The 19,934-nt window shown below is 71.5% G+C and carries 13 protein-coding genes and 1 tRNA gene; 2 read left to right on the forward strand and 12 right to left on the reverse strand.

Translation table 11 applies throughout. The features are described 5' to 3' along the window. The first annotated feature begins 22 nt into the window (after positions 1-22). Positions 23-877 carry an Fpg/Nei family DNA glycosylase gene (locus AQJ30_RS35205; RefSeq protein WP_067241965.1) on the forward strand — a complete coding sequence of 285 codons (855 nt, stop codon included), beginning with the start codon at positions 23-25 and terminating at the stop codon, positions 875-877. 45 nt (positions 878-922) lie between these two features. Here AQJ30_RS35205 and AQJ30_RS35210 read toward each other — a convergent pair whose 3' ends face one another. The 10 genes from AQJ30_RS35210 to AQJ30_RS35255 all read right to left on the reverse strand — a co-directional run bounded on the left by AQJ30_RS35210 (position 923) and on the right by AQJ30_RS35255 (position 15,840). Beyond that, the gene (locus AQJ30_RS35210) at positions 923-1,192 is read right to left on the reverse strand and encodes a hypothetical protein (protein ID WP_067241967.1); all 270 of its coding nucleotides are present in this window, start codon (positions 1,190-1,192) and stop codon (positions 923-925) included. 17 nt (positions 1,193-1,209) lie between these two features. After that, positions 1,210-1,680 (reverse strand): Dps family protein, encoded by a 471-nt coding sequence (locus AQJ30_RS35215; RefSeq protein WP_067241968.1) that lies wholly within the window; start codon positions 1,678-1,680, stop codon positions 1,210-1,212. Between the two features lie 204 nt (positions 1,681-1,884). Continuing rightward, complete coding sequence (locus tag AQJ30_RS35220; protein ID WP_003993396.1) at positions 1,885-2,265, reverse strand: helix-turn-helix domain-containing protein; 381 nt, start codon at positions 2,263-2,265, stop codon at positions 1,885-1,887. A 109-nt stretch (positions 2,266-2,374) separates the two neighbouring features. Further along, positions 2,375-2,920, reverse strand: coding sequence for a CinA family protein (locus AQJ30_RS35225; protein WP_067241970.1), 546 nt, complete (start codon positions 2,918-2,920; stop codon positions 2,375-2,377). After that, positions 2,917-3,852 carry a CDP-diacylglycerol--glycerol-3-phosphate 3-phosphatidyltransferase gene (gene pgsA, locus AQJ30_RS35230; protein ID WP_107119782.1) on the reverse strand — a complete coding sequence of 312 codons (936 nt, stop codon included), beginning with the start codon at positions 3,850-3,852 and terminating at the stop codon, positions 2,917-2,919. The genes AQJ30_RS35225 and pgsA overlap by 4 nt, the downstream gene beginning before the upstream one ends. After that, positions 3,849-5,321 carry a 30S ribosomal protein S12 methylthiotransferase RimO gene (gene rimO / locus AQJ30_RS35235; protein ID WP_079084523.1) on the reverse strand — a complete coding sequence of 491 codons (1,473 nt, stop codon included), beginning with the start codon at positions 5,319-5,321 and terminating at the stop codon, positions 3,849-3,851. Before rimO ends, pgsA begins: the two co-directional genes overlap by 4 nt. A gap of 87 nt (positions 5,322-5,408) precedes the next feature. Then, positions 5,409-6,245, reverse strand: coding sequence for a helix-turn-helix domain-containing protein (locus AQJ30_RS35240; RefSeq protein WP_067241974.1), 837 nt, complete (start codon positions 6,243-6,245; stop codon positions 5,409-5,411). A gap of 255 nt (positions 6,246-6,500) precedes the next feature. Next, a complete protein-coding gene (locus AQJ30_RS35245) occupies positions 6,501-9,263 on the reverse strand; it encodes a DNA translocase FtsK (RefSeq protein ID WP_211279164.1) in 2,763 nt (920 codons plus the stop codon). A gap of 136 nt (positions 9,264-9,399) precedes the next feature. Next, positions 9,400-10,080, reverse strand: coding sequence for a response regulator (locus tag AQJ30_RS35250; protein ID WP_067241975.1), 681 nt, complete (start codon positions 10,078-10,080; stop codon positions 9,400-9,402). A gap of 294 nt (positions 10,081-10,374) precedes the next feature. After that, a complete protein-coding gene (locus tag AQJ30_RS35255; protein WP_107119783.1) occupies positions 10,375-15,840 on the reverse strand; it encodes a HAMP domain-containing protein in 5,466 nt (1,821 codons plus the stop codon). A gap of 388 nt (positions 15,841-16,228) precedes the next feature. On the opposite strand from AQJ30_RS35255, the gene AQJ30_RS35260 reads away from it, so the two are divergent. Beyond that, positions 16,229-18,964, forward strand: a complete 2,736-nt coding sequence (locus AQJ30_RS35260; protein ID WP_067241979.1) for a SpoIIE family protein phosphatase — start codon at positions 16,229-16,231, stop codon at positions 18,962-18,964. Between the two features lie 45 nt (positions 18,965-19,009). On the opposite strand, the gene AQJ30_RS35265 is transcribed toward AQJ30_RS35260, so the two are convergent. Together AQJ30_RS35265 and AQJ30_RS35270 are read right to left on the reverse strand one after the other, a co-directional pair. After that, positions 19,010-19,082 (reverse strand) — tRNA-Thr (locus tag AQJ30_RS35265). A gap of 74 nt (positions 19,083-19,156) precedes the next feature. After that, entirely contained in the window at positions 19,157-19,819 is a 663-nt protein-coding gene (locus AQJ30_RS35270) for a DegT/DnrJ/EryC1/StrS family aminotransferase (RefSeq protein ID WP_067242004.1), read from the reverse strand. Positions 19,820-19,934: the final 115 nt, after the last annotated feature.

A 19,934-nucleotide genomic window follows, 5' to 3' on the forward strand; every position in this document is an offset into this window, starting at 1 on the left:
GCGCCCGTGCCACCCTTGACCCATGCCCGAAGGTGACACGGTCTGGCAGACCGCGCGACGGCTGCACACCGCCCTCGCGGGCAAGGTGCTGACCCTGTCCGACCTCCGCGTCCCCAAGTACGCCCTGACCGACCTCAGCGGCCGCACGGTCCTCGACGTCACCCCGCGCGGCAAGCACCTCCTCACCCGCGTCGACGGCGGCCTGACCCTGCACTCGCACCTGCGGATGGACGGCGCCTGGAAGGTCTTCGCCCCCGACCAGCGCTGGAGCGGCGGCCCCGCGTACCAGATCCGGGCGGTCCTCGGCACCGCCGACCGCACGGCCGTCGGCTACCGCCTCCCCGTGCTGGAACTCCTGCACACCGCAGACGAGGACCAGGTGGTCGGACACCTCGGCCCCGATCTGCTCGGCCCGGACTGGAACCCGGAGCAGGCCCTGGCGAACCTGCTCGCCGACCCCGACCGCCCCCTCGGCGAGGCCCTGCTCGACCAGCGCAACCTGGCCGGCATCGGCAATGTCTACAAGTGCGAGCTGTGCTTCCTGCTCGGTGCCACCCCCTGGCTCCCGGTCGGCGCGCTCCCCGCCGACCGCACGGCCAAGCTGCCCGCGCTGGCCCAGCGGCTCCTGGAGGTCAACCGGGACCGCCCCATCCGCAACACCACCGGCCGCCGGGGCCCCGAGCTCTTCACCTACGGCCGCGCCCGCCGCCCCTGCCTGCGCTGCGGCACCCCCATCCGGCTCGCCGACCAGGGCGACGGCTCCCGCGACCGCCCGACGTACTGGTGCCCGCACTGCCAGACCGGCCCGGCTCCCGCCCGGAACGCCGCGAGCCGCACCGCGAAGTCGGCCGGCTCCCGCCCCGGCGCCCCTGGGTGACGCCCGTCGGAGTGCTCTGAGCAGGGCCTCAGCAGCTTCCGCCGTTCACGACGGATCGGGCCCGTCCCCGAGGGCACCCCGGTCCCGCCCCGCAGCCCACCCCCACGCTCCGCGCCACCGCCCCGCCGCCAGCGCGCCGGCCGCACGGCCCTTCGGCACACAGTGCACCGGCAGCAGGCTCAGCCCCCACCCGCCGGCCGCCACGGCACCCTCCACCGGCCCGGCGTCGGGCGCCAGGGCCAGGCGCAGCACGGCCCACCACCAGACCGCCCCGAACGCCAGAGCGGCCCCCCAGCGCCCGGTTCGCCCCGCCATGGCCCGCAGCCGCCGTATCAGCTGTTCTCCGCCTGGAACATCCAGTGGTGCTTCTCCAGGTCCGCGGTGATCGTGATGAAGATGTCCTGGCTGACCGGGTCCGCCTCGGCCGTGCTCGTCACCCGTTCCCTCATTCGGGTGATCACCGAGCCCAGCGCCGCCACCAGGGCCCCCACCGCGTCCGTGTCCTTGACCCAGCCCGGGGCCACCGCGGCGATCCCGCTGCCGGAGGCCACCGTGGCCGCCCGGCCGTCGGGCGACACCCCGAGTGCCGAGGCCCGCTCGGCGACCGTGTCGGAGTGGGTGCGCGCGCTGTCCACGACCTCGTCGAGCTGGAGGTGGACCGACCGGAAGCGGGGGCCCACGACGTTCCAGTGGACCTGCTTGGCGACCAGGCCGAGATCGACCAGGTCGACCAGGGCGCCCTGCAGCGCCTCGGACACGGTCTTCAGGTCGCCCTCGGGCAACGGGCTCTTCACGACGGACATGCGCATCTCCCGGCTCGGATACCGCTCACTCCCCCGCTGGCCCCTCCACGATGACGTCCCGGCCCCGGAGCGGCAAACGCACGCATACCGGGCACCGCGGGCACGAGAGAGCCCCGGCCGGTCTCCCCCGGGTCTCCCCGGGGAAGCCCCGGCCGGGGCTTCGCACAATTGTCGTGTGCCTGCCTTACCGCTCAGGGGTGACCGTCAGGCGGCGACCACGTCGACCGCCTCGGCGGGGGCCTTGATGGTCACCCGTTCCGGTGGCACACCGGTCACCGACACGGAGCCCAGCATCGGACGCACCGGCGTGGGCACGGGTTCACTGGGGGTGGCCGCAGCAGACTGGGCCAGCTCGGCGAGGGCGAGCTCGTCGCTCACTTCCCGCATGAGCTCGGACATCCGTACGTCCAGCGCGTCGCAGATGGCGGAGAGCAGCTCGGAGGAAGCCTCCTTCTGCCCCCGCTCCACCTCGGAGAGATAGCCGAGTGAGACTCGGGCGGACGAGGAGACTTCGCGCAGAGTACGGCCCTGGCGCTGGCGCTGCCGACGCAGCACGTCACCCAGCAGGCGACGGAGCAGAATCATCGGTGGCTCCCTCCTCGGACCGCGTAGCCGCATCCTTCTCGCCCCACCGTACCGCCTTGCGCCGCGGCCGTGCGGGGAGCGATGTCGTGTTCACTCAGGGCTGCAAACATCAAAACCCCCCGTTCCGTTCCGTATCCTGTGCCCGCTCATTCCCACTGTGTTCGTCCGCCAGCTCCTCCAGGAGCAGGGCGAGTACGCTCCGTACACTCTCTCTACGAATTTCCGCACGGTCGCCGTTCAACCGCAGGGCCTCCACTTTTCCGCCGGAGGCGGAACCGGCGCCGGGCCCCGAGGGGCCGCACACCGCGACGAAAACCGTGCCCACCGGCTGTCCGTCCTGCGGCTCCGGGCCGGCGACCCCGGTGGTCGCGATACCCCAGTCCGCGCCGAGCGCGGCCCGCACTCCGGCCGCCATCTGGCGCGCGACCTGCGGGTCCACCGCGCCACGGGCGGCGAGCAGGTCGGCGTCCACGCCGAGCACCACGTGCTTGAGCTCGGTGGCGTACGCCGTGACCGACCCCCGGAAGGCCTTCGACGCTCCGGGGACCGAGGTGATCTCCGCGGCCACCAGTCCCCCGGTCAGGGATTCGGCCACGGCGAGACTCTGCCCTCTCACGGTCAGTAGTCCCACCACGTCGGCGGCCGGGGAACTCACGCTTCCGTCTCCTCCAACGCCGCCCTGCGCTCGGCGATTCCCCGCCGGCGCAGCACGATGGCCTGTTTCACGTAGTCGAGCCCGGTCACGACGGTCAGGACGACCGCCACGGCCATGACCCAGAACCTCAGGGACGCCAGCCACCCCGTCAGCGCCAGGACGTACATCCCGACGGCCACGCCCTGGGTGAGGGTCTTGAGCTTGCCGCCCCGGCTGGCCGGGATCACCCCGTACCGGATGACCCAGAAACGCAGCAGGGTCACGCCGAGTTCCCGGCCGAGGATGACCGCGGTCACCCACCACGGCAGGTCGCCGAGCGCGGAGAGGCAGATCAGCGCCGCCCCCATGATCGCCTTGTCGGCGATGGGATCGGCGATCTTCCCGAAGTCGGTGACGAGGTCGTAGGTCCGCGCCAGGTGCCCGTCGAACAGGTCGGTGATCATGGCGACGGCGAAGGCCGCCCAGGCGAAGGAGCGCCACGCCGGGTCGTACCCGCCGTCGGCCAGCATCAGCGCGACGAAGCCCGGCACCAGGACCAGCCGGAGCATGGTCAGCAGGTTGGCGACGTTCCACACGCTCGCCTGGTTGACGGCGGCTGCCGCCAGCTTGCCGCCCCGCGCAGGCCGCCCGGCGTCCCGCTGCTCGCCGTCGGCTCCCGCTGCGCCCGACGCGGCGGCATCGTCGACCGCCCCGAGGCCCTCGTCGGCGCCCAGCGCCCGGCCCGCGAGCTCAGCGGCGTCCAGCTCCTGGTCCACGACCCGGCCGGCCGCCTCCTGCGGGCCCGTGACCTCGGGGGCGTCCCGTTCCTGGCCGGTGACCGCCGCGCCGGCGCCGGGCCGCCGGCCCTCCGCCGCGCTCGGCCCCTGGCCCTCGGCCCGGTGCGAAGCCCCGGCCGGGGAACCGCCCGCGGCCGACGCCGGGACACCCGTCATCTGCCCGCCTCCTCGGTACACCCGGACGAACCCGCCAGGGGCTCGGCCACCAGGTCGACACCCTCCGTACCGACCACCTTCGCCTCGACCATACGGCCGACGCCCAGTCCCTCGCCGCTCGTGAGCAGCACCTGGCCGTCGGTCTCCGGCGCCTGGTGGGCCGCGCGGCCGTACACGCCCTCGTCGAGGTCGACCGACTCGACCAGGACGTGCAGCGTCTCGCCCAGCCGCTCCTCCGCGCGCTGGGAGACGAGCTGCTCGGCGAGCCGCGAGACACGGGCCAGCCGCTCGGCGACGACGTCCTCGTCGAGCTTGCCGTCGTACGTCGCGGCCTCCGTGCCCTCCTCGTCGGAATAGCCGAAGACGCCGATGGCGTCCAGTCGCGCGTGCTGGAGGAAGCGCTCCAGCTCGGCCAGGTCGGCCTCGGACTCACCGGGGAAGCCGACGATGAAGTTGGAGCGCACTCCGGCCTCGGGCGCCTTGCTCCGGATGGTGTCGAGCAGCTCCAGGAACCGGTCGGTGTCACCGAAGCGGCGCATGGCGCGCAGCACGTCCGGCGCGGAGTGCTGGAAGGACAGGTCGAAGTAGGGGGCGACCTTGGGCGTCGAGGTGAGGACGTCGATGAGGCCCGGGCGCATCTCGGCCGGCTGGAGGTAGCTGACCCGCACCCGCTCGATGCCGTCGGTCTCGGCCAGCTCCGGCAGCAGGGACTCCAGCAGGCGGATGTCGCCCAGGTCCTTGCCGTAGGAGGTGTTGTTCTCGGAGACCAGCATGATCTCCTTGACGCCCTGCTCGGCCAGCCACCGCGTCTCGTTGAGCACGTCGCTCGGGCGGCGCGAGATGAAGGAGCCGCGGAAGGACGGGATGGCGCAGAAGGAGCAGCGCCGGTCGCAGCCGGAGGCGAGCTTGACGGAGGCGACCGGGGAGCCGTCGAGGCGGCGGCGCAGGGGCGCGCGGGGGCCGGAGGCGGGGGCGACGCCCTCGGGGAGGTCGCTCGGGCCGTGGCCCGGCAGCGCCACCGAGGTGGCCGATTCCTGGCGCTCGGCGGGGCTGATCGGGAGCAGCTTGCGCCGGTCGCGCGGGGTGTGCGCGGCGTGGATGCCGCCGTTGAGGATGGTCTGGAGGCGGTCGGAGATGTCGGCGTAGTCGTCGAAGCCGAGCACGCCGTCGGCCTCGGGCAGGGCCTCGGCGAGTTCCTTGCCGTACCGCTCGGCCATGCAGCCCACGGCCACCACGGCCTGGGTCCTGCTGTGGCCCTTGAGGTCGTTGGCCTCGAGGAGGGCGTCGACGGAGTCCTTCTTGGCGGCCTCCACGAAGCCGCAGGTGTTCACCACGGCGACGTCGGCGTCCGAGGCGTCCTCCACGAGCTGCCAGCCGTCCGCCTCCAAACGGCCTGCGAGCTCCTCCGAGTCCACCTCGTTACGGGCGCAGCCAAGGGTGACCAGTGCGACGGTACGGCGTTCAGGCATGGGCTCAAGAGTACTTTGTCCCACCGACACGGAACGTCGACGGGGTTGGCGATCGAGGCCGACCCCGTCGTGCGCGCCGTACCGTGCTCAGCCGACCTGCGGATCGCCCTTGGTGTACGTCAGGCGCTCCACGGCCCCGGGCCGGAAGTCGTCGTCGATCTTCTTGCCGTTGACGTACAGCTGGATCGCGCCGGCGTCGCCGAGGACCAGGTTGACCTTCTGGCTGTCCTGGAAGGTCTTGGACTCGCCCTGCTTGAGCAGGCCGTCGAACAGCAGGCGGCCGTTGTGGTCCTTGGCGGAGATCCAGCTGCGGCCGTCCGTCGCGGTGACCTGGACGGTCACCTTGTCCTGGGGGGCCGCGGCGATGGCGCTGTCGGAGGGGGCGGGCGTGATGTCGACGGGCTTGTCGTTCTTCGGGACGGCCGAGGCGCTCGCGCTCGCCTCGGGCGTGGTGCCGTCGGCGACCTGTTCCTTGCTGCCGCCGCCGTCGCCCTTGACGGCGGTGAAGCCGACGAAGCCGATCACGGCGACGATCGCGGCGACCATGGCCGCCGTCCAGTTCGGCCCGCGCCGCTCGGGGCGGATGCGCTCCGCCTCGAACAGGGGTGCGGCGGGGGTGGGCGCGGGGCGGCCGCCGTGGGTGGCTTCGAACTGCTCGATCAGCGGAGCGGGGTCGAGGCGGACGGCCCTGGCCAGGGTCCTGATGTGGCCGCGGGCGTACACGTCGCCGCCGCACGGCGTGAAGTCGTCCGCCTCGATGGCGTGGATGATGGCGATGCGGACCCGGGTGGCGGTACTGACGTCGTCGACGGTCAGCCCGCGCGCGATGCGCGCCTGGCGCAGGGCGCGGCCGATGGAGGGGCGGGCTTCCTCGGAGGCGTCTTCGAACGGACGCTCGTCTTCAGGGGAGTTGCCGATGGACACGGGGGCGCCTTTCGAGCGTGAGCCACCTGTGCTGGAGGTTCAGTCTAGGGGGGGTACGAAAGGGTGGGGCAACCGGGCGGTAGGACTTTGTACGCCATCGGAATGGCCGGACACGCCGATGACGGAAGGGGTCCGGACCCCAGTCTGGGACCCGAACCTGACCACTCGCTCAACTTGACGTATGTCAAGGGGAAACGGTTGCCCGCGCCTTTCTAACGGGTGCGTCACGGACGTCCGTCCGCCTCACCGATATCCCTACCCCTCCGACTCCCCCCGGATCACCGCCAGTACGCCATCGAGTTCATCGGGTTTCACCAGAACGTCACGCGCCTTCGAACCCTCGCTCGGTCCCACGATGTTCCGCGACTCCATCAGGTCCATCAGCCGGCCCGCCTTGGCGAAGCCCACGCGCAGCTTGCGCTGGAGCATGGAGGTCGACCCGAACTGCGTGGAGACGACCAGCTCGGCCGCCTGGCACAGCAGGTCGAGGTCGTCGCCGATGTCCTCGTCGATCTCCTTCTTCTGCTTGGTGCCCACCGTGACGTCGTCCCGGAAGACGGGCGCCATCTGGTCCTTGCAGTGCTGGACGACGGCCGCGACCTCGGCCTCGGTGACGAAGGCGCCCTGCATGCGGGTCGGCTTGTTCGCGCCCATCGGCAGGAACAGTCCGTCACCCTTGCCGATCAGCTTCTCGGCGCCCGGCTGGTCCAGGATGACGCGGCTGTCGGCGAGCGAGGACGTGGCGAAGGCGAGCCGCGAGGGGACGTTCGCCTTGATCAGACCGGTGACGACGTCCACCGACGGCCGCTGGGTGGCGAGCACCAGGTGGATGCCGGCGGCGCGCGCGAGCTGCGTGATGCGCACGATGGCGTCCTCGACGTCGCGCGGCGCGACCATCATCAGGTCGGCCAGCTCGTCGACGATCACCAGCAGGTACGGGTACGGCTGCAGCTCGCGCTCGCTGCCCTCGGGCGGCTTGACCGTGCCCTCGCGGACGGCCTTGTTGAAGTCGTCGATGTGCCGGTAGCCGTACGCCGCCAGGTCGTCGTAGCGCAGGTCCATCTCGCGGACGACCCACTGCAGGGCCTCGGCGGCCCGCTTGGGGTTGGTGATGATCGGCGTGATCAGGTGCGGGATGCCCTCGTAGGCGGTGAGCTCGACGCGCTTGGGGTCGACCAGGATCATCCGGACGTCCTCGGGGGTCGCCCGCATCATGACCGAGGTGATCAGGCAGTTGATGCAGGACGACTTGCCGGAGCCGGTGGCGCCGGCGACCAGCATGTGCGGCATCTTCGCCAGCGAGTGCATGACGTAGCCGCCCTCGACGTCCTTGCCGAAGGCGACCAGCATCGGGTCGTCGTCCTCCGCGGACTCCGCCAGGCGCAGCACGTCGCCGAGGTTGACCATCTCCCGGTCGGTGTTCGGGATCTCGATGCCGACCGCGGACTTGCCGGGGATCGGGCTGATGATCCGCACGTCCGGGCTGGCGACGGCGTACGCGATGTTCTTGGCGAGCGCGGTGATCCGCTCGACCTTGACGGCCGGGCCGAGCTCCACCTCGTAGCGGGTGACCGTCGGTCCGCGGGTGAAGCCGGTGACGGCGGCGTCGACCTTGAACTCGGTGAAGACGTTGGTGAGCGCGGCGACTATGGCGTCGTTGGCCGCGCTGCGCGCCTTGCCGGGCCCGCCCCGGGTGAGCAGGTCGAGCGAGGGCAGGGCGTAGGTGATGTCTCCCGACAGCTGGAGCTGCTCGGCGCGCGCCGGCATCTCGCGGGGCTGCTCGGGCGGCGACTTGGTGAGGTCGGGGACGGCCCCGGACTGCGCCTTCTCGGGCTTGATCCTCTCCTGCCGGGGCCGGGCGGCCGGCACCGGCGTCGGCGTCCGCACCGCTGCCGGGACGGGCGTCGGGGTGGTCGGCTCCCGGTCGCCGACGCTCACGCCCTGGGTGAGGTCGGCGACGACCGGCGAGGGCGGCATGCCGTGCAGCACGGCGCCGTCGAGGGCGGCCGCGGCCGCCGCGGCGACGTCCACGGCGTCCATGCCCCGCTGCATGTCGGGCTGCGGCACGGCGGAGCGCCGGGGGCGCCCGCGGCGCCGGGACAGCGCCTCCTCCTCGGCGCCCTCCGGGTCGTACGCCTGGGGGGCGCCCGAGCGCCTGCGGGGGCGCGCCGGCAGCGCCTCGCGCCACTGTTCGTCGTAGCGCTCGTCGTCGTCGGCGTACTCGTCGGCGAGCAGGTCCTCCTCGGGGTCACGCAGCACGCCGAGGCTGACGCCGAGCTGGCGCAGCCGCTGCGGGATCGCGTTGACCGGGGTGGCCGTGACGACCAGCAGGCCGAAGACGGTCAGCAGCACGAGCAGCGGGACGGCGAGGACCTCGGTCATGGTGAACGTCAGCGGCGTCGCGGCCGCCCAGCCGATGAGGCCGCCGGCGTCCCTTATCGCCTGCATGCCCTCGCTGCGGGCGGGCGAGCCGCACGCGATGTGGACCTGCCCGAGCACGCCGATGAGCAGCGCGGACAGGCCGATCACGATCCGCCCGTTGGCCTCGGGCTGCTCGGGGTGGCGGATCAGCCGTACGGCGACGACGCCGAACAGGATCGGCACCAGCAGGTCGAGCCGGCCGAAGGCGCCGGTCACCAGGATCTCGACCAGGTCGCCGACGGGTCCCTTCAGGTCGGCCCAGGTGCCGGCGGCGACGATCAGGGCCACGCCCAGGAGCAGCAGGGCGACGCCGTCCTTGCGGTGGGCCGGGTCGAGGTTCCTCGCGCCGGTCCCTATGCCGCGGAACACGGCGCCCACGGCGTGCGCCAGGCCCAGCCAGACGGCGCGCACGACGCGGTACAGGCCCCCGGTGGGGCTCGGGGCGGGCTTGGGCACGGGCTTCCTGGCCGCGGCTTTCCTGGCGGGCGCCTTCTTCGCCGGGACCTTCTTCGCAGCGGCCCTCTTCGCCGGAGCCTTCGCCGGGGCGACCGCCTTCCTGGCGGGCTGCTTCTTGGCTGCGGAGGGACGTGAGGCCATGGGTGTGAGGTTACCGGGGGAGACGGCAGCGGACACGTGTGCCCACTGCTTCACCCGTTCGTGTCGCCCCCGGGCGGGCACGGAACTGACGGGATCTCACACCCAACTCCGTGCTCCCCCAGGGTCAGTTCCGCGGTCAGGTCTGCGACGACACCGATGTCGTACCGCTGCCCGCACCCGGTTCCAGAGCGTCCAGCGCCCGTCGCAGCCCGGTGAGTTTGCGCTCCAGGTGGGCCGCGGTGGCCACCGCCGCCGCGTCCGCCGACTCGTCGTCCAGCTGCTTGGACAGCGCCTCGGCCTGCTCCTCGACCGCGGCGAGCCGCGCGGACAGCTCGGCCAGCAGCCCGGCCGACTCCTTGGCCCCGCCGACGGGCTTGCCGCCGCCCTCCAACTGGAGGCGCAGCAGCGCCGCCTGCTCCCGGAGCTGGCAGTTCTTCATGTACAGCTCGACGAACACCGACACCTTCGCGCGCAGCACCCACGGGTCGAACGGCTTCGAGATGTAGTCCACCGCCCCCGCCGCGTAGCCGCGGAAGGTGTGGTGGGGCCCGTGGTTGATCGCCGTGAGGAAGATGATCGGGATGTCTCTGGTGCGCTCCCGCCGCTTGATGTGCGCGGCCGTCTCGAACCCGTCCATGCCGGGCATCTGGACGTCCAGCAGGATGACCGCGAAGTCGTCCGTCAGCAGCGCCTTGAGCGCCTCTTCCCCGGACGATGCCCGCACCAGCGTCTGATCGAGCGCCGAGAGGATCGCCTCCAGCGCCAGCAGATTCTCCGGCCGGTCATCGACCAGGAGGATCTTGGCCTTCTGCACCATGGCCCGCCCTCCTCGCCCCGGCAGTGCACCGGGCGCCGCCCCTGGGGACGACTCCTTTGCGCCGCCCTTCCTTGTGCCGGTCATGGTAGCCGTACCCCGACCGTCGCCACACCCTGTCACCGTGATGTCACTGTGCACGGATCAGGAACGCGGCAGGAGACCTGAAAGTTCCCCGGATCGCCCGGTTCCACACGCGGCCCGCCACCAAACCCGAACAACTTCCGGCGGCCGCGGAGAGTTCCCGGGCCGGCCCGTGCCCTGCGGCGCGGCGCCGGAGCGCCGCGCCGTGGCGCATCAGCGCTCCCGCATCCACTGCTGCATGACCGTCAGCAGGTGGTCCGGGTCGACCGGCTTGGTCACGTAGTCCGAGGCGCCCGACTCGATCGCCTTCTCCCGGTCGCCCTTCATCGCCTTCGCGGTCAGTGCGATGATCGGCAGGCCGGAGAACTGCGGCATCCGCCGGATCGCCGTGGTCGTCGCGTACCCGTCCATCTCCGGCATCATGATGTCCATCAGCACCACCGCCACGTCGTCGTGCTGCTCCAGGACCTCGATGCCCTCGCGGCCGTTCTCGGCGTACAGCACCGACAGGCCGTGCTGCTCCAGGACGCTGGTCAGCGCGAACACGTTGCGGATGTCGTCGTCGACGATCAGCACCTTCTCGCCGCCGAACCGGATGCCCGTCCGCGCCTCGTCCGACGCCTCCTGGCCGCCGCCCGCCCACTGGTCGGGCTGCTCGCCGAGGGCCACGCCGTTGCGCCGGCGGCGCCGGAAGAGGGCCGCGGGACCGTTCTGCGTGTCCTGGTACGACTTCACCTCGGCCGGCGTCTCGATCTCGGCGTCGGACAGCTCCGACAGCTCCCTGGCCGCCCGCTCCGAGGCCGCCACCAGGTCACCGGCCTCCAGGGCCGGCAGGTTCTGCTGGTAGCCCTGCGGCGGCAGCTCGCTCGGGTGCAGCGGCAGGTACAGCGTGAACGTCGAACCCCGGCCCGGCTCGCTCTGCGCGTGGATCTCACCGCCGAGCAGCTGGGCGATCTCCCGCGAGATGGACAGCCCGAGGCCCGTGCCGCCGTACTTGCGGCTGGTGGTGCCGTCGGCCTGCTTGAACGCCTCGAAGATCACCCGCATCTTGCTGGCCGCGATGCCGATGCCCGTGTCGGTCACCGAGAACGCGATCATCAGCGCCTCGGGATCGGCCAGCGACCCCGCCTCCAGCAGCTGCTCCCGGATCGACTGCGGCACGTCCGGACCGGCCGGCCTGATCACCAGCTCCACCGACCCGGAGTCGGTGAACTTCACCGCGTTCGACAGCAGGTTGCGCAGCACCTGCAGCAGCCGCTGCTCGTCGGTGTGCAGGGTGGCGGGCAGCTCCGGCGACACCCGCACCGACAGGTCCAGGCCCTTCTCCGCGGTCAGCGGCCGGAAGGTGGCCTCCACGTAGTCCACGAGCTGCACGAGCGCGATGCGCGTCGGCGAGACGTCCATCTTGCCCGCCTCGACCTTCGACAGGTCCAGGATGTCGTTGATCAGCTGCAGCAGGTCCGAGCCGGCGCCGTGGATGGTCTCGGCGAACTCCACCTGCTTCGGCGAGAGGTTGCCCTCGGCGTTGTCGGCGAGCAGCTTGGCCAGGATCAGCAGCGAGTTCAGCGGCGTGCGCAGCTCGTGCGACATGTTGGCCAGGAACTCGCTCTTGTAGCGCATCGACACCGCGAGCTGCTCGGCGCGCTCCTCCAGGACCTGCCGCGCCTCCTCGATCTCGGTGTTCTTCACCTCGATGTCCCGGTTCTGCTGGGCCAGCAGCTCGGCCTTCTCCTCCAGTTCGGCGTTGGACGCCTGGAGGGCCTTCTGCCGCTGCTCCAACTCCGCCGACCGCTCCCGCAGTTGCTCGGTCAGCTCCTGCGACTGCTTCAGCAGCAGCTCGGTCTTGGTGTTGACCGAGATGGTGTTGACGCTGGTCGCGATCATCTCGGCGAGCTGGTTGAGGAAGTCCTTCTGGATCTGCGTGAACGGCGTGAACGACGCCAGCTCGATCACCCCGAGCACCGTGCCCTCGAACAGCACCGGCAGCACGATCACCTGGGCCGGCGGGGCCTCGCCGAGCCCCGAGGAGATCTTCAGGTAGCCGCTGGGCGCGTTCTCCACCAGGATCGTGCGCTTCTCCTGGGCCGCCGTCCCGACCAGCGCCTCACCGGGCCGGAACGACGTCGGCATGGAACCCATCGAGTAGCCGTACGACCCCAGCATCCGCAGCTCGTAGTGGTCCTCCTGGTCGGTGACGTCGTCCACCAGCGGCATCGCCAGGAAGAACGCACCGTGCTGCGCGGCCACCAGCGGCGGCAGCTCGCTCATGATCAGGGAGGCCACGTCCTCCAGGTCGCGCCGCCCCTGCATCAGGGCGGACACGCGCGCGAGGTTGCCCTTGAGCCAGTCCTGCTCCTTGTTGGCGATCGTGGTGTCGCGCAGGTTGGCGATCATCTTGTTGATGTAGTCCTGGAGTTCCTGGATCTCCCCGGACGCGTCCACGTCGATCTTCAGGTTCAGGTCGCCGCGGGTCACCGCGGTCGCCACGCGCGCGATGGCGCGCACCTGCCGGGTGAGGTTCCCGGCCATCTCGTTCACGGACTCGGTCAGGTCGCGCCAGGTGCCGTCCACGTCCCGCACGCGTGCCTGTCCGCCCAGCTGGCCCTCGGTGCCCACCTCGCGGGCCACCCGGGTGACCTCCTCGGCGAACGACGACAGCTGGTCGACCATCGTGTTGATCGTGGTCTTCAGCTCCAGGATCTCGCCCCGGGCGTCGATGTCGATCTTCTTCGTCAGGTCGCCCTTGGCGATGGCGGTGGTGACCATGGCGATGTTGCGCACCTGACCGGTCAGGTTGGACGCCATCTGGTTCACCGACTCGGTGAGGTCCTTCCAGGTGCCGGCCACGCCCGGGACGTGCGCCTGACCGCCCAGGATGCCGTCCGTGCCGACCTCGCGGGCCACCTTGGTGACCTGCTCGGCGAACGAACTGAGCGTTTTCACCATCGTGTTGAAGGTGTCGGCCAGCTGCGCGACCTCACCGCGCGCCTCGATGGTCACCTGCCGCGTCAGGTCGCCGTTGGCGACGGCCGCCGCGACCTGCGAGATGTTGCGCACCTGCATGGTCAGGTTCTTGGCCATCAGGTTGACGTTGTCGCTGAGGTCCTTCCAGATGCCGGTGACGCCCGGCACCGTCGCCTGGCCGCCCAGGATGCCCTCGGTGCCCACCTCGCGGGCCACCCGGGTCACCTGCTCGGCGAACGACGACAGCTGGTCGACCATCGTGTTGACGGTGGTGACGAGCTCGAGGATCTCGCCCTTGGCGTCGACCGTGATCTTCTTGGACAGGTCGCCCTTGGCGACGGCGGTCGTGACCTCGGCGATGTTGCGCACCTGGATGGTCAGGTTGTTCGCCATGAAGTTCACCGACTGCGTGAGGTCCTTCCAGGTGCCGGAGACACCCTGCACCTCGGCCTGCCCGCCGAGGATGCCCTCCGTGCCCACCTCACGGGCCACGCGCGTGACCTCCTGGGCGAACGACGACAGCTGGTCCACCATCGTGTTCAGGGTGTTCTTCAGCTCCAGGATTTCCCCGCGCGCGTCCACGGTGATCTTCTGGGACAGGTCACCCCGCGCCACCGCCGTCGCGACCTGCGCGATGTTGCGGACCTGCGCGGTGAGGTTGCCCGCCATGCCGTTCACGGAGTCGGTCAGGTCCCGCCACACCCCGGCCACGCCCGGCACCTGCGCCTGACCGCCGAGGCGCCCGTCGGTGCCCACCTCGCGCGCGACGCGGGTCACCTGGTCGGCGAACGCGGACAGCTGGTCGACCATCGTGTTGATGGTGTTCTTCAGCTCCAGGATCTCGCCCCGGGCGTCCACGTCGATCTTCTGCGACAGGTCGCCGCGCGCGACCGCCGTCGTCACCTGCGCGATCTGCCGCACCTGCGAGGTGAGGTTGCCGGCCATGAAGTTGACGGAGTCGGTGAGCTCCTTCCAGGTGCCCGAGACGCCGTCCACCCGCGCCTGACCGCCCAGCCGGCCCTCCGTGCCCACGTCCCGCGCCATCCGCGTGACCTGGTCCGCGAAGCTCGACAGCTGGTCCACCATCGTGTTCACGGTGTTCTTCAGCTGGAGCATCTCGCCCGAGACGTCCACGGTGACCTTCTGCGACAGGTCGCCGTTGGCCACCGCCGTCGTCACCTGGGCGATGTTGCGCACCTGCCCGGTGAGGTTGCGGAACGCCGTGTTGACGGAGTCCGTCAGGTCCTTCCACGTCCCCGCCGCGCCCGACACCTGGGCCTGGCCGCCCAGCTCGCCCTCCACGCCGATCTCGCGCGCCACGCGCGTGACCTCGGCGCCGAAGGCCGACAGCTGGTCCACCATCCCGTTGACGGTGTTCTTCAGCTCCAGCATCTCGCCGGCCACGTCCACGGTGACCTTCTGCGACAGGTCACCGTTGGCCACCGCCGTCGTCACCGCGGCGATGTCCCGCACCTGCGTGGTCAGGTTCCGGAACACCGTGTTGACGGAGTCCGTGAGGTCCTTCCACGTCCCCGCCGCGCCCGGCACGTTCGCCTGGCCGCCCAGCCGCCCCTCGGAGCCGACCTCGTTGGCGACCCGGGTGACCTCGTCCGCGAAGATCCGCAGCGTCTCGGTCATCTGGTTGATCGTGTCGGCGAGCTGCGCCACCTCCCCGCGCGCGGGGACCGTCACCTTCCGCGACAGGTCACCGTTGGCGACCGCGGTGGTCACCTCCGCGATCCCGCGCACCTGGGCCGTCAGGTTCCCGGCCATGGTGTTCACCGAGTCGGTGAGTTCCTTCCACACCCCGTCGACGCCGGTCACCTTCGCCTGGCCGCCGAGGATGCCGTCGGTACCCACCTCACGGGCGACGCGGGTCACCTCCGACGAGAACGCCGAGAGCCGGTCGACCATCGTGTTGACGGTCTCCTTCAGCTCCAGCATCTCGCCGGCGACGTGGACGGTCACCTTCCGCGACAGGTCGCCCTTGGCGACCGCCGTCGTCACCAGCGCGATGTCCCGCACCTGGGCCGTCAGCCGGTCCGCCATCGTGTTGACGGACTCCGTCAGGTCCTTCCACGAGCCGGACATGCCGCGCACCTGCGCCTGCCCGCCCAGCTTGCCCTCGGTGCCCACCTCGCTGGCCACCCGGGTGACCTCGTCGGTGAACGTCGACAGCTGGTCGACCAGGTTGTTGACGGTCCGGCCGACCTTCAGGAACTCCCCGCGCAGCGGGTGCCCAGGTCCCTCCGGCGTGTGCGCCCGCAGCTCCATCCGCGGCGACAGGTCACCCTCGGCCACCGCCGACAGCACCCGCCCCACCTCGGACACCGGCCGCACGAGGTCGTCGACCAGCGCGTTGGAGTGGTCGATGGCGGCCGCCCAGGAGCCCTCGCAGGCCCCCGTCTCCAGCCGCTCCGTGAGCTTGCCCTCGCGCCCGACCACGCGCCGTACGCGCGCGAGCTCACCCGTGAGGTGCAGGTTGAGGTCGGCGACCTCGTTGAAGACCGCCGCGATCTCCGACATCACCCCGTCGCCGGACACCGTCAGCCGCTTGCGGAAGTTCCCGTCCCGCATCGACCCCAAGGCGGCCAGCAGCCGGTGCAGGGCGGCCGTCTCCACCGTCGTGGTGCCGCCGCGTGCTGCTCGCTTGCTCAGGGACGGTCCGCCTTTCGCGCGCGTCTCAGTGCCCCGCGTCGCTGCGCCAGACTCCACTTGTCCCTCCCGCAGGGATCGACCGTTACTGCTGTGCTCGGGTGCTGCTGCTCGCCGTCGCCGGCACTGCCGCGTTCCGCCCCCCGGCAACCGGACCGGCTCCCGGGCTGTTGCCCGCCCGGGACGAGGACACTCGTCCCGCACGGACCTTCGCAACAAGCTTGCCCAGTGTTTCACCCTCACCGAACCAGGCCATAACAGTTCGGCAGCTTCGCACATCGTCCGCACAGCCCCGGGACCGAACCACCAAGGACGGAAACACCGGCGACCGGCATCCGCACGGGCGGGGAAGGTAAGTAACCTTGCATGCGGCTGTCCAGCCGCGCCGGTCCTACCGGCCTGGGCGGTGGCACGAGTACGAGCGGGCATCGGAGGGGCGGCCGCACACATGACCACCGGACTGATCCCGGGGGGACAGCCCCCGGAACCCCGTCCGACGGACGGACTGCCGCACCCGCGCAGCCGCCCGGACGACGGGGTAGCCCTGCACGTCGACGACCGGCCGAGGAGTTCTGTGATCACCGCGCGTGCGGCTGCCAGCTTCGAGCCCGTCGGGCGATCGGTCGCGACCGCCCGCGCCTTCGTCCGCGACACCCTCCAGGGCTGGGGCTTCGCCGACATCGTCGACGACGCCGTGGTCCTCACCAGCGAGCTGGTCACCAACGCCGTCGTCCACGCCGGTACCCACGCCGACCTGCTGTGCCTGCGCAGCGCCGACGGCGTCCGCGTCGAGGTGTCCGACCGCTACCCGGAGCGCGAGGTCCCCCTCCAGGGCTCTCCCGTGACCATGGGCAGCCCCGACCGGGAGGGCGGCCGCGGCCTCCAGCTGTGCGCGGCGCTCGCCGGCCACTGGGGCGTCGACTACACCCCCACCCACAAGACCGTCTGGTTCCAGCTCGACCTGCCCGAGCGCCCCGTCGGCACCCGCACGGCCGGCCCGGCGCTCCCCGCCCACCTGCTGCCGCTCGCCGACGCCCGGGTCCGCGTCGCCGTCGTCCAGATCGACCGCTCGGGCGCCATCTCCGCGTGGAACGAGGACGCCGAGGAACTCTTCGGCTACCCCGCCGACCAGGTCGTCGGCAAGCCCCTCACCGACCTCGCCGCCTGGCCGCACACCCCCGGCACCGGCACCGGCATCGCCGAGGCGCTCCAGCTCTCCCGCTGGGAGGGCAGCTACGGCATCCGCGGCGCCGACGGGCGCGTCACCCCGGTCTACGCCTCCCACCTGCGCGTGCGCGACACCGACGGCGAGCCCTCCACGGTCTGCCTCCTGGTCCGCGACCACGAGCGGGCCGTCCTGCAGACCCCCTCGCGCGTGCCGTCCTCCGACACCTCCTCCCAGGGCGACCAGAACACCGACCCGTTCGAGGTGTTCATCGGCTCCCCCGCCCCGGACGACCTCGACGGCCTCCTCCAGCGCACCGTCGAACGCGCCCGCGACATGCTCGACGGCGACTCCGCCTTCCTGCTCCTGGCCACCGACGACGAGACCGAGCTCGAGGTCCGCGCCTCCACCGGCCTGCCCTCCGCCCGCCAGCGCTTCGCGCGCGTGCCCGTCGAGGCCGGCCCCGGCCGCTACGGCTCCGCCCGCATGCCCGCCGTCCACGAGGACCTCCTCGCCGTCCCCGGCGCCGTCCCCCTGCTCAACGGCACCGGCATGCGCTCGGTCGTCACCGTCCCGCTCAAGGTGGAGGGCCGTCTCACCGGCTCCCTCGGCGTCGCCGCCGAGGCCCCCGGCCGCTACTCCAACGAGGAGGCGCTGCGCCTGCAGTTCGCCGCCGACCGCATCGCCCTGGCGGTCGAGTCGGCCCGCCTCGGCGAACTGGAGCGCCTGCGCCGCGGCTCCCTCAGCTTCCTCGTCGAGGCGTCCGACCTGCTGGCCGGCACCCTGGACCGCGACCAGACCCTGGCCCTGATGGCCCAGATGACCGTCCCCACGCTCGCCACCTGGTGCGCCGTCTACACGATCGCCGACCAGGCCTCCGAACCGGACCTGTCGTACGTCCTGCACGAGGACGAGGAACTGATCGACGGCATCAAGTCGTTGCTCTCCAAGATCGCCCCGCCCGACCCGGTGCCCACCCCCGGCGCCCGCGTCTGGGCAGCTCCTGGCGAGGCCGCGCACGACGCCGCGCTGCGCAGCTCCATGCGCAGCCTCGGCCTGAGCGGCGGCCCCGCCCACCAGCCCGCCTCGGGTATCGGCCCGACCCTCGCCACCGCCTCCGCGGTGGGCGGCGAGACCGTCGTCCTCCCGCTGGTCGCCCGCAACCGCGTCATCGGCATGCTCACCCTCGGCAAGCCAACCGACGAGCACTTCCGCCAGGAGATCCTGGAACTGGCCGAGGACCTGTCCCGCCGGGCGGCCCTCGCCCTGGACAACGCCCGCCTCTACTCCGAGCGCACGGCCATCAGCCAGGCCCTCCAGCGCAGCCTCCTCCCGCCGGAGCTCCCCGAGGTCGAGGGTGTCGAGGTGGAGGTCATCTACCGCGCGGCCGGTGAGGGCAACGAGGTCGGCGGCGACTTCTACGACATCTTCCCCATCAGCGACGGCGCGTACGGCTTCGCCATCGGCGACGTCTGCGGCACGGGCCCCAACGCCGCCGCCGTCACCGGCCTCGCCCGGCACGCCCTGCGCCTGCTGGCCCGCGAGGGCTTGAGCGGCCCGGCCGTCCTGGAGCGCCTGAACTCCGCGATCCTCGACGAGGGCGCCCGCAGCCGCTTCCTCACGCTCCTCTACGGCGAGATGCGCCCGCAGGAGGACGGCAGCGCGGAGCTGAAGGTGGTCTGCGCCGGCCACCCGCTCCCGCTGCGCCTGCGCCAGGACGGCACGGTCGAGCCGGCCGCCGAACCCCAGCCCCTGCTGGGCGTGATGGAGGACCTGGAGCTCTACGAGGAGACGGTCACCCTCGACCCGGGCGACGTCCTGCTGTGTGTCACCGACGGCGTCACCGAACGCCGCGAGGGCACCCGCATGCTCGGCGACGACGGCCTCGCCGACGTCCTCACGACGTGCACAGGGCTGACGGCGGGAGCGGTCGCGGCCCGCATCATGCGCGCCGTGGAGCGCTTCGCCTCGGACGCCCCGTCCGACGACATGGCCATCCTGGCGATGCGCGTGGCCTGAAAAACCAGAAAGACCCCGCCCGAAAGGGCGGGGTCTTTTTCTCTGAGCCCCCAAACGGAATCGAACCGTTGACCTTCTCCTTACCATGGAGACGCTCTGCCGACTGAGCTATAGGGGCTGGTCACTTTTCGAGGTTTCCCTCGCGGCAACGGAATAGATCATACCCCGAACGAGTCCCGGTTCCCAACCCGCTCAGAAGGCCGGCTGGAGCAGTCCGCCCAAGGCGTTGCAAGCCGTGACGATCCGCTGCATGTCACGCCTCGTCAAAAGTGCACCCATGGGCAGGGACAGCGTCGTGTCGGCGGCCAGCTCGGTCTCCGGCAACGACACGCACCGGCGATGGTCGGGCAGCCGGTGCACGGGCGTCTTCACCGGCACCCGGCAGTCAACTCCCTTGCGCTGCAAGGCCCGCGCGAAGGCGTCCCGGTCGGGCCGCCCGTTCCCGGGCACCCGCACCACGTACTGCTGGTACGTGTGCCCGTCACCCCCGTCGGGCGTCCGCACCCCACGCAACCGCGCGTCGAGGAACGCGGCCCGCTCCCGCCGCTGCGCGACCTCGTCCCGCGGCGCCTCGCTCTCCCCCCGCTCCAGCACCAACAGCCCGTGCCGCTCCCCGAGTTCATGCATCCGTCCGATCTCCGCCGGCCGCCCGAAGCGGTGGACGACGACGACGGCCGCCGTCCGCGGAGTGACGGCCGCCCCGACGGCGAGCGGGTCCAGGCAGTACGTGACGGGGTCTATGTCGGCGAACACCGGCAGCGCACCCGTCCTGATCACCGCCTCGGTGACCTCCACGTTCCCGAACGCCGGCACGATGACCTCGTCGCCGAGCCCGACACCCGCAGCCCTGAGCAGCGCAGCAGTACTCATGCGTCGATGGTCGGCGCGGTGTGTGAACTCCCGATGACGGACAGCAAAAAAGGGTGGAACTCCGAACCGAAGTTCGGAGTTCCACCCTTTTTGAAGAATT

It is taken from the genome of Streptomyces longwoodensis (assembly GCF_001514125.1).
In the GTDB taxonomy this organism is placed as follows: domain Bacteria; phylum Actinomycetota; class Actinomycetes; order Streptomycetales; family Streptomycetaceae; genus Streptomyces; species Streptomyces longwoodensis.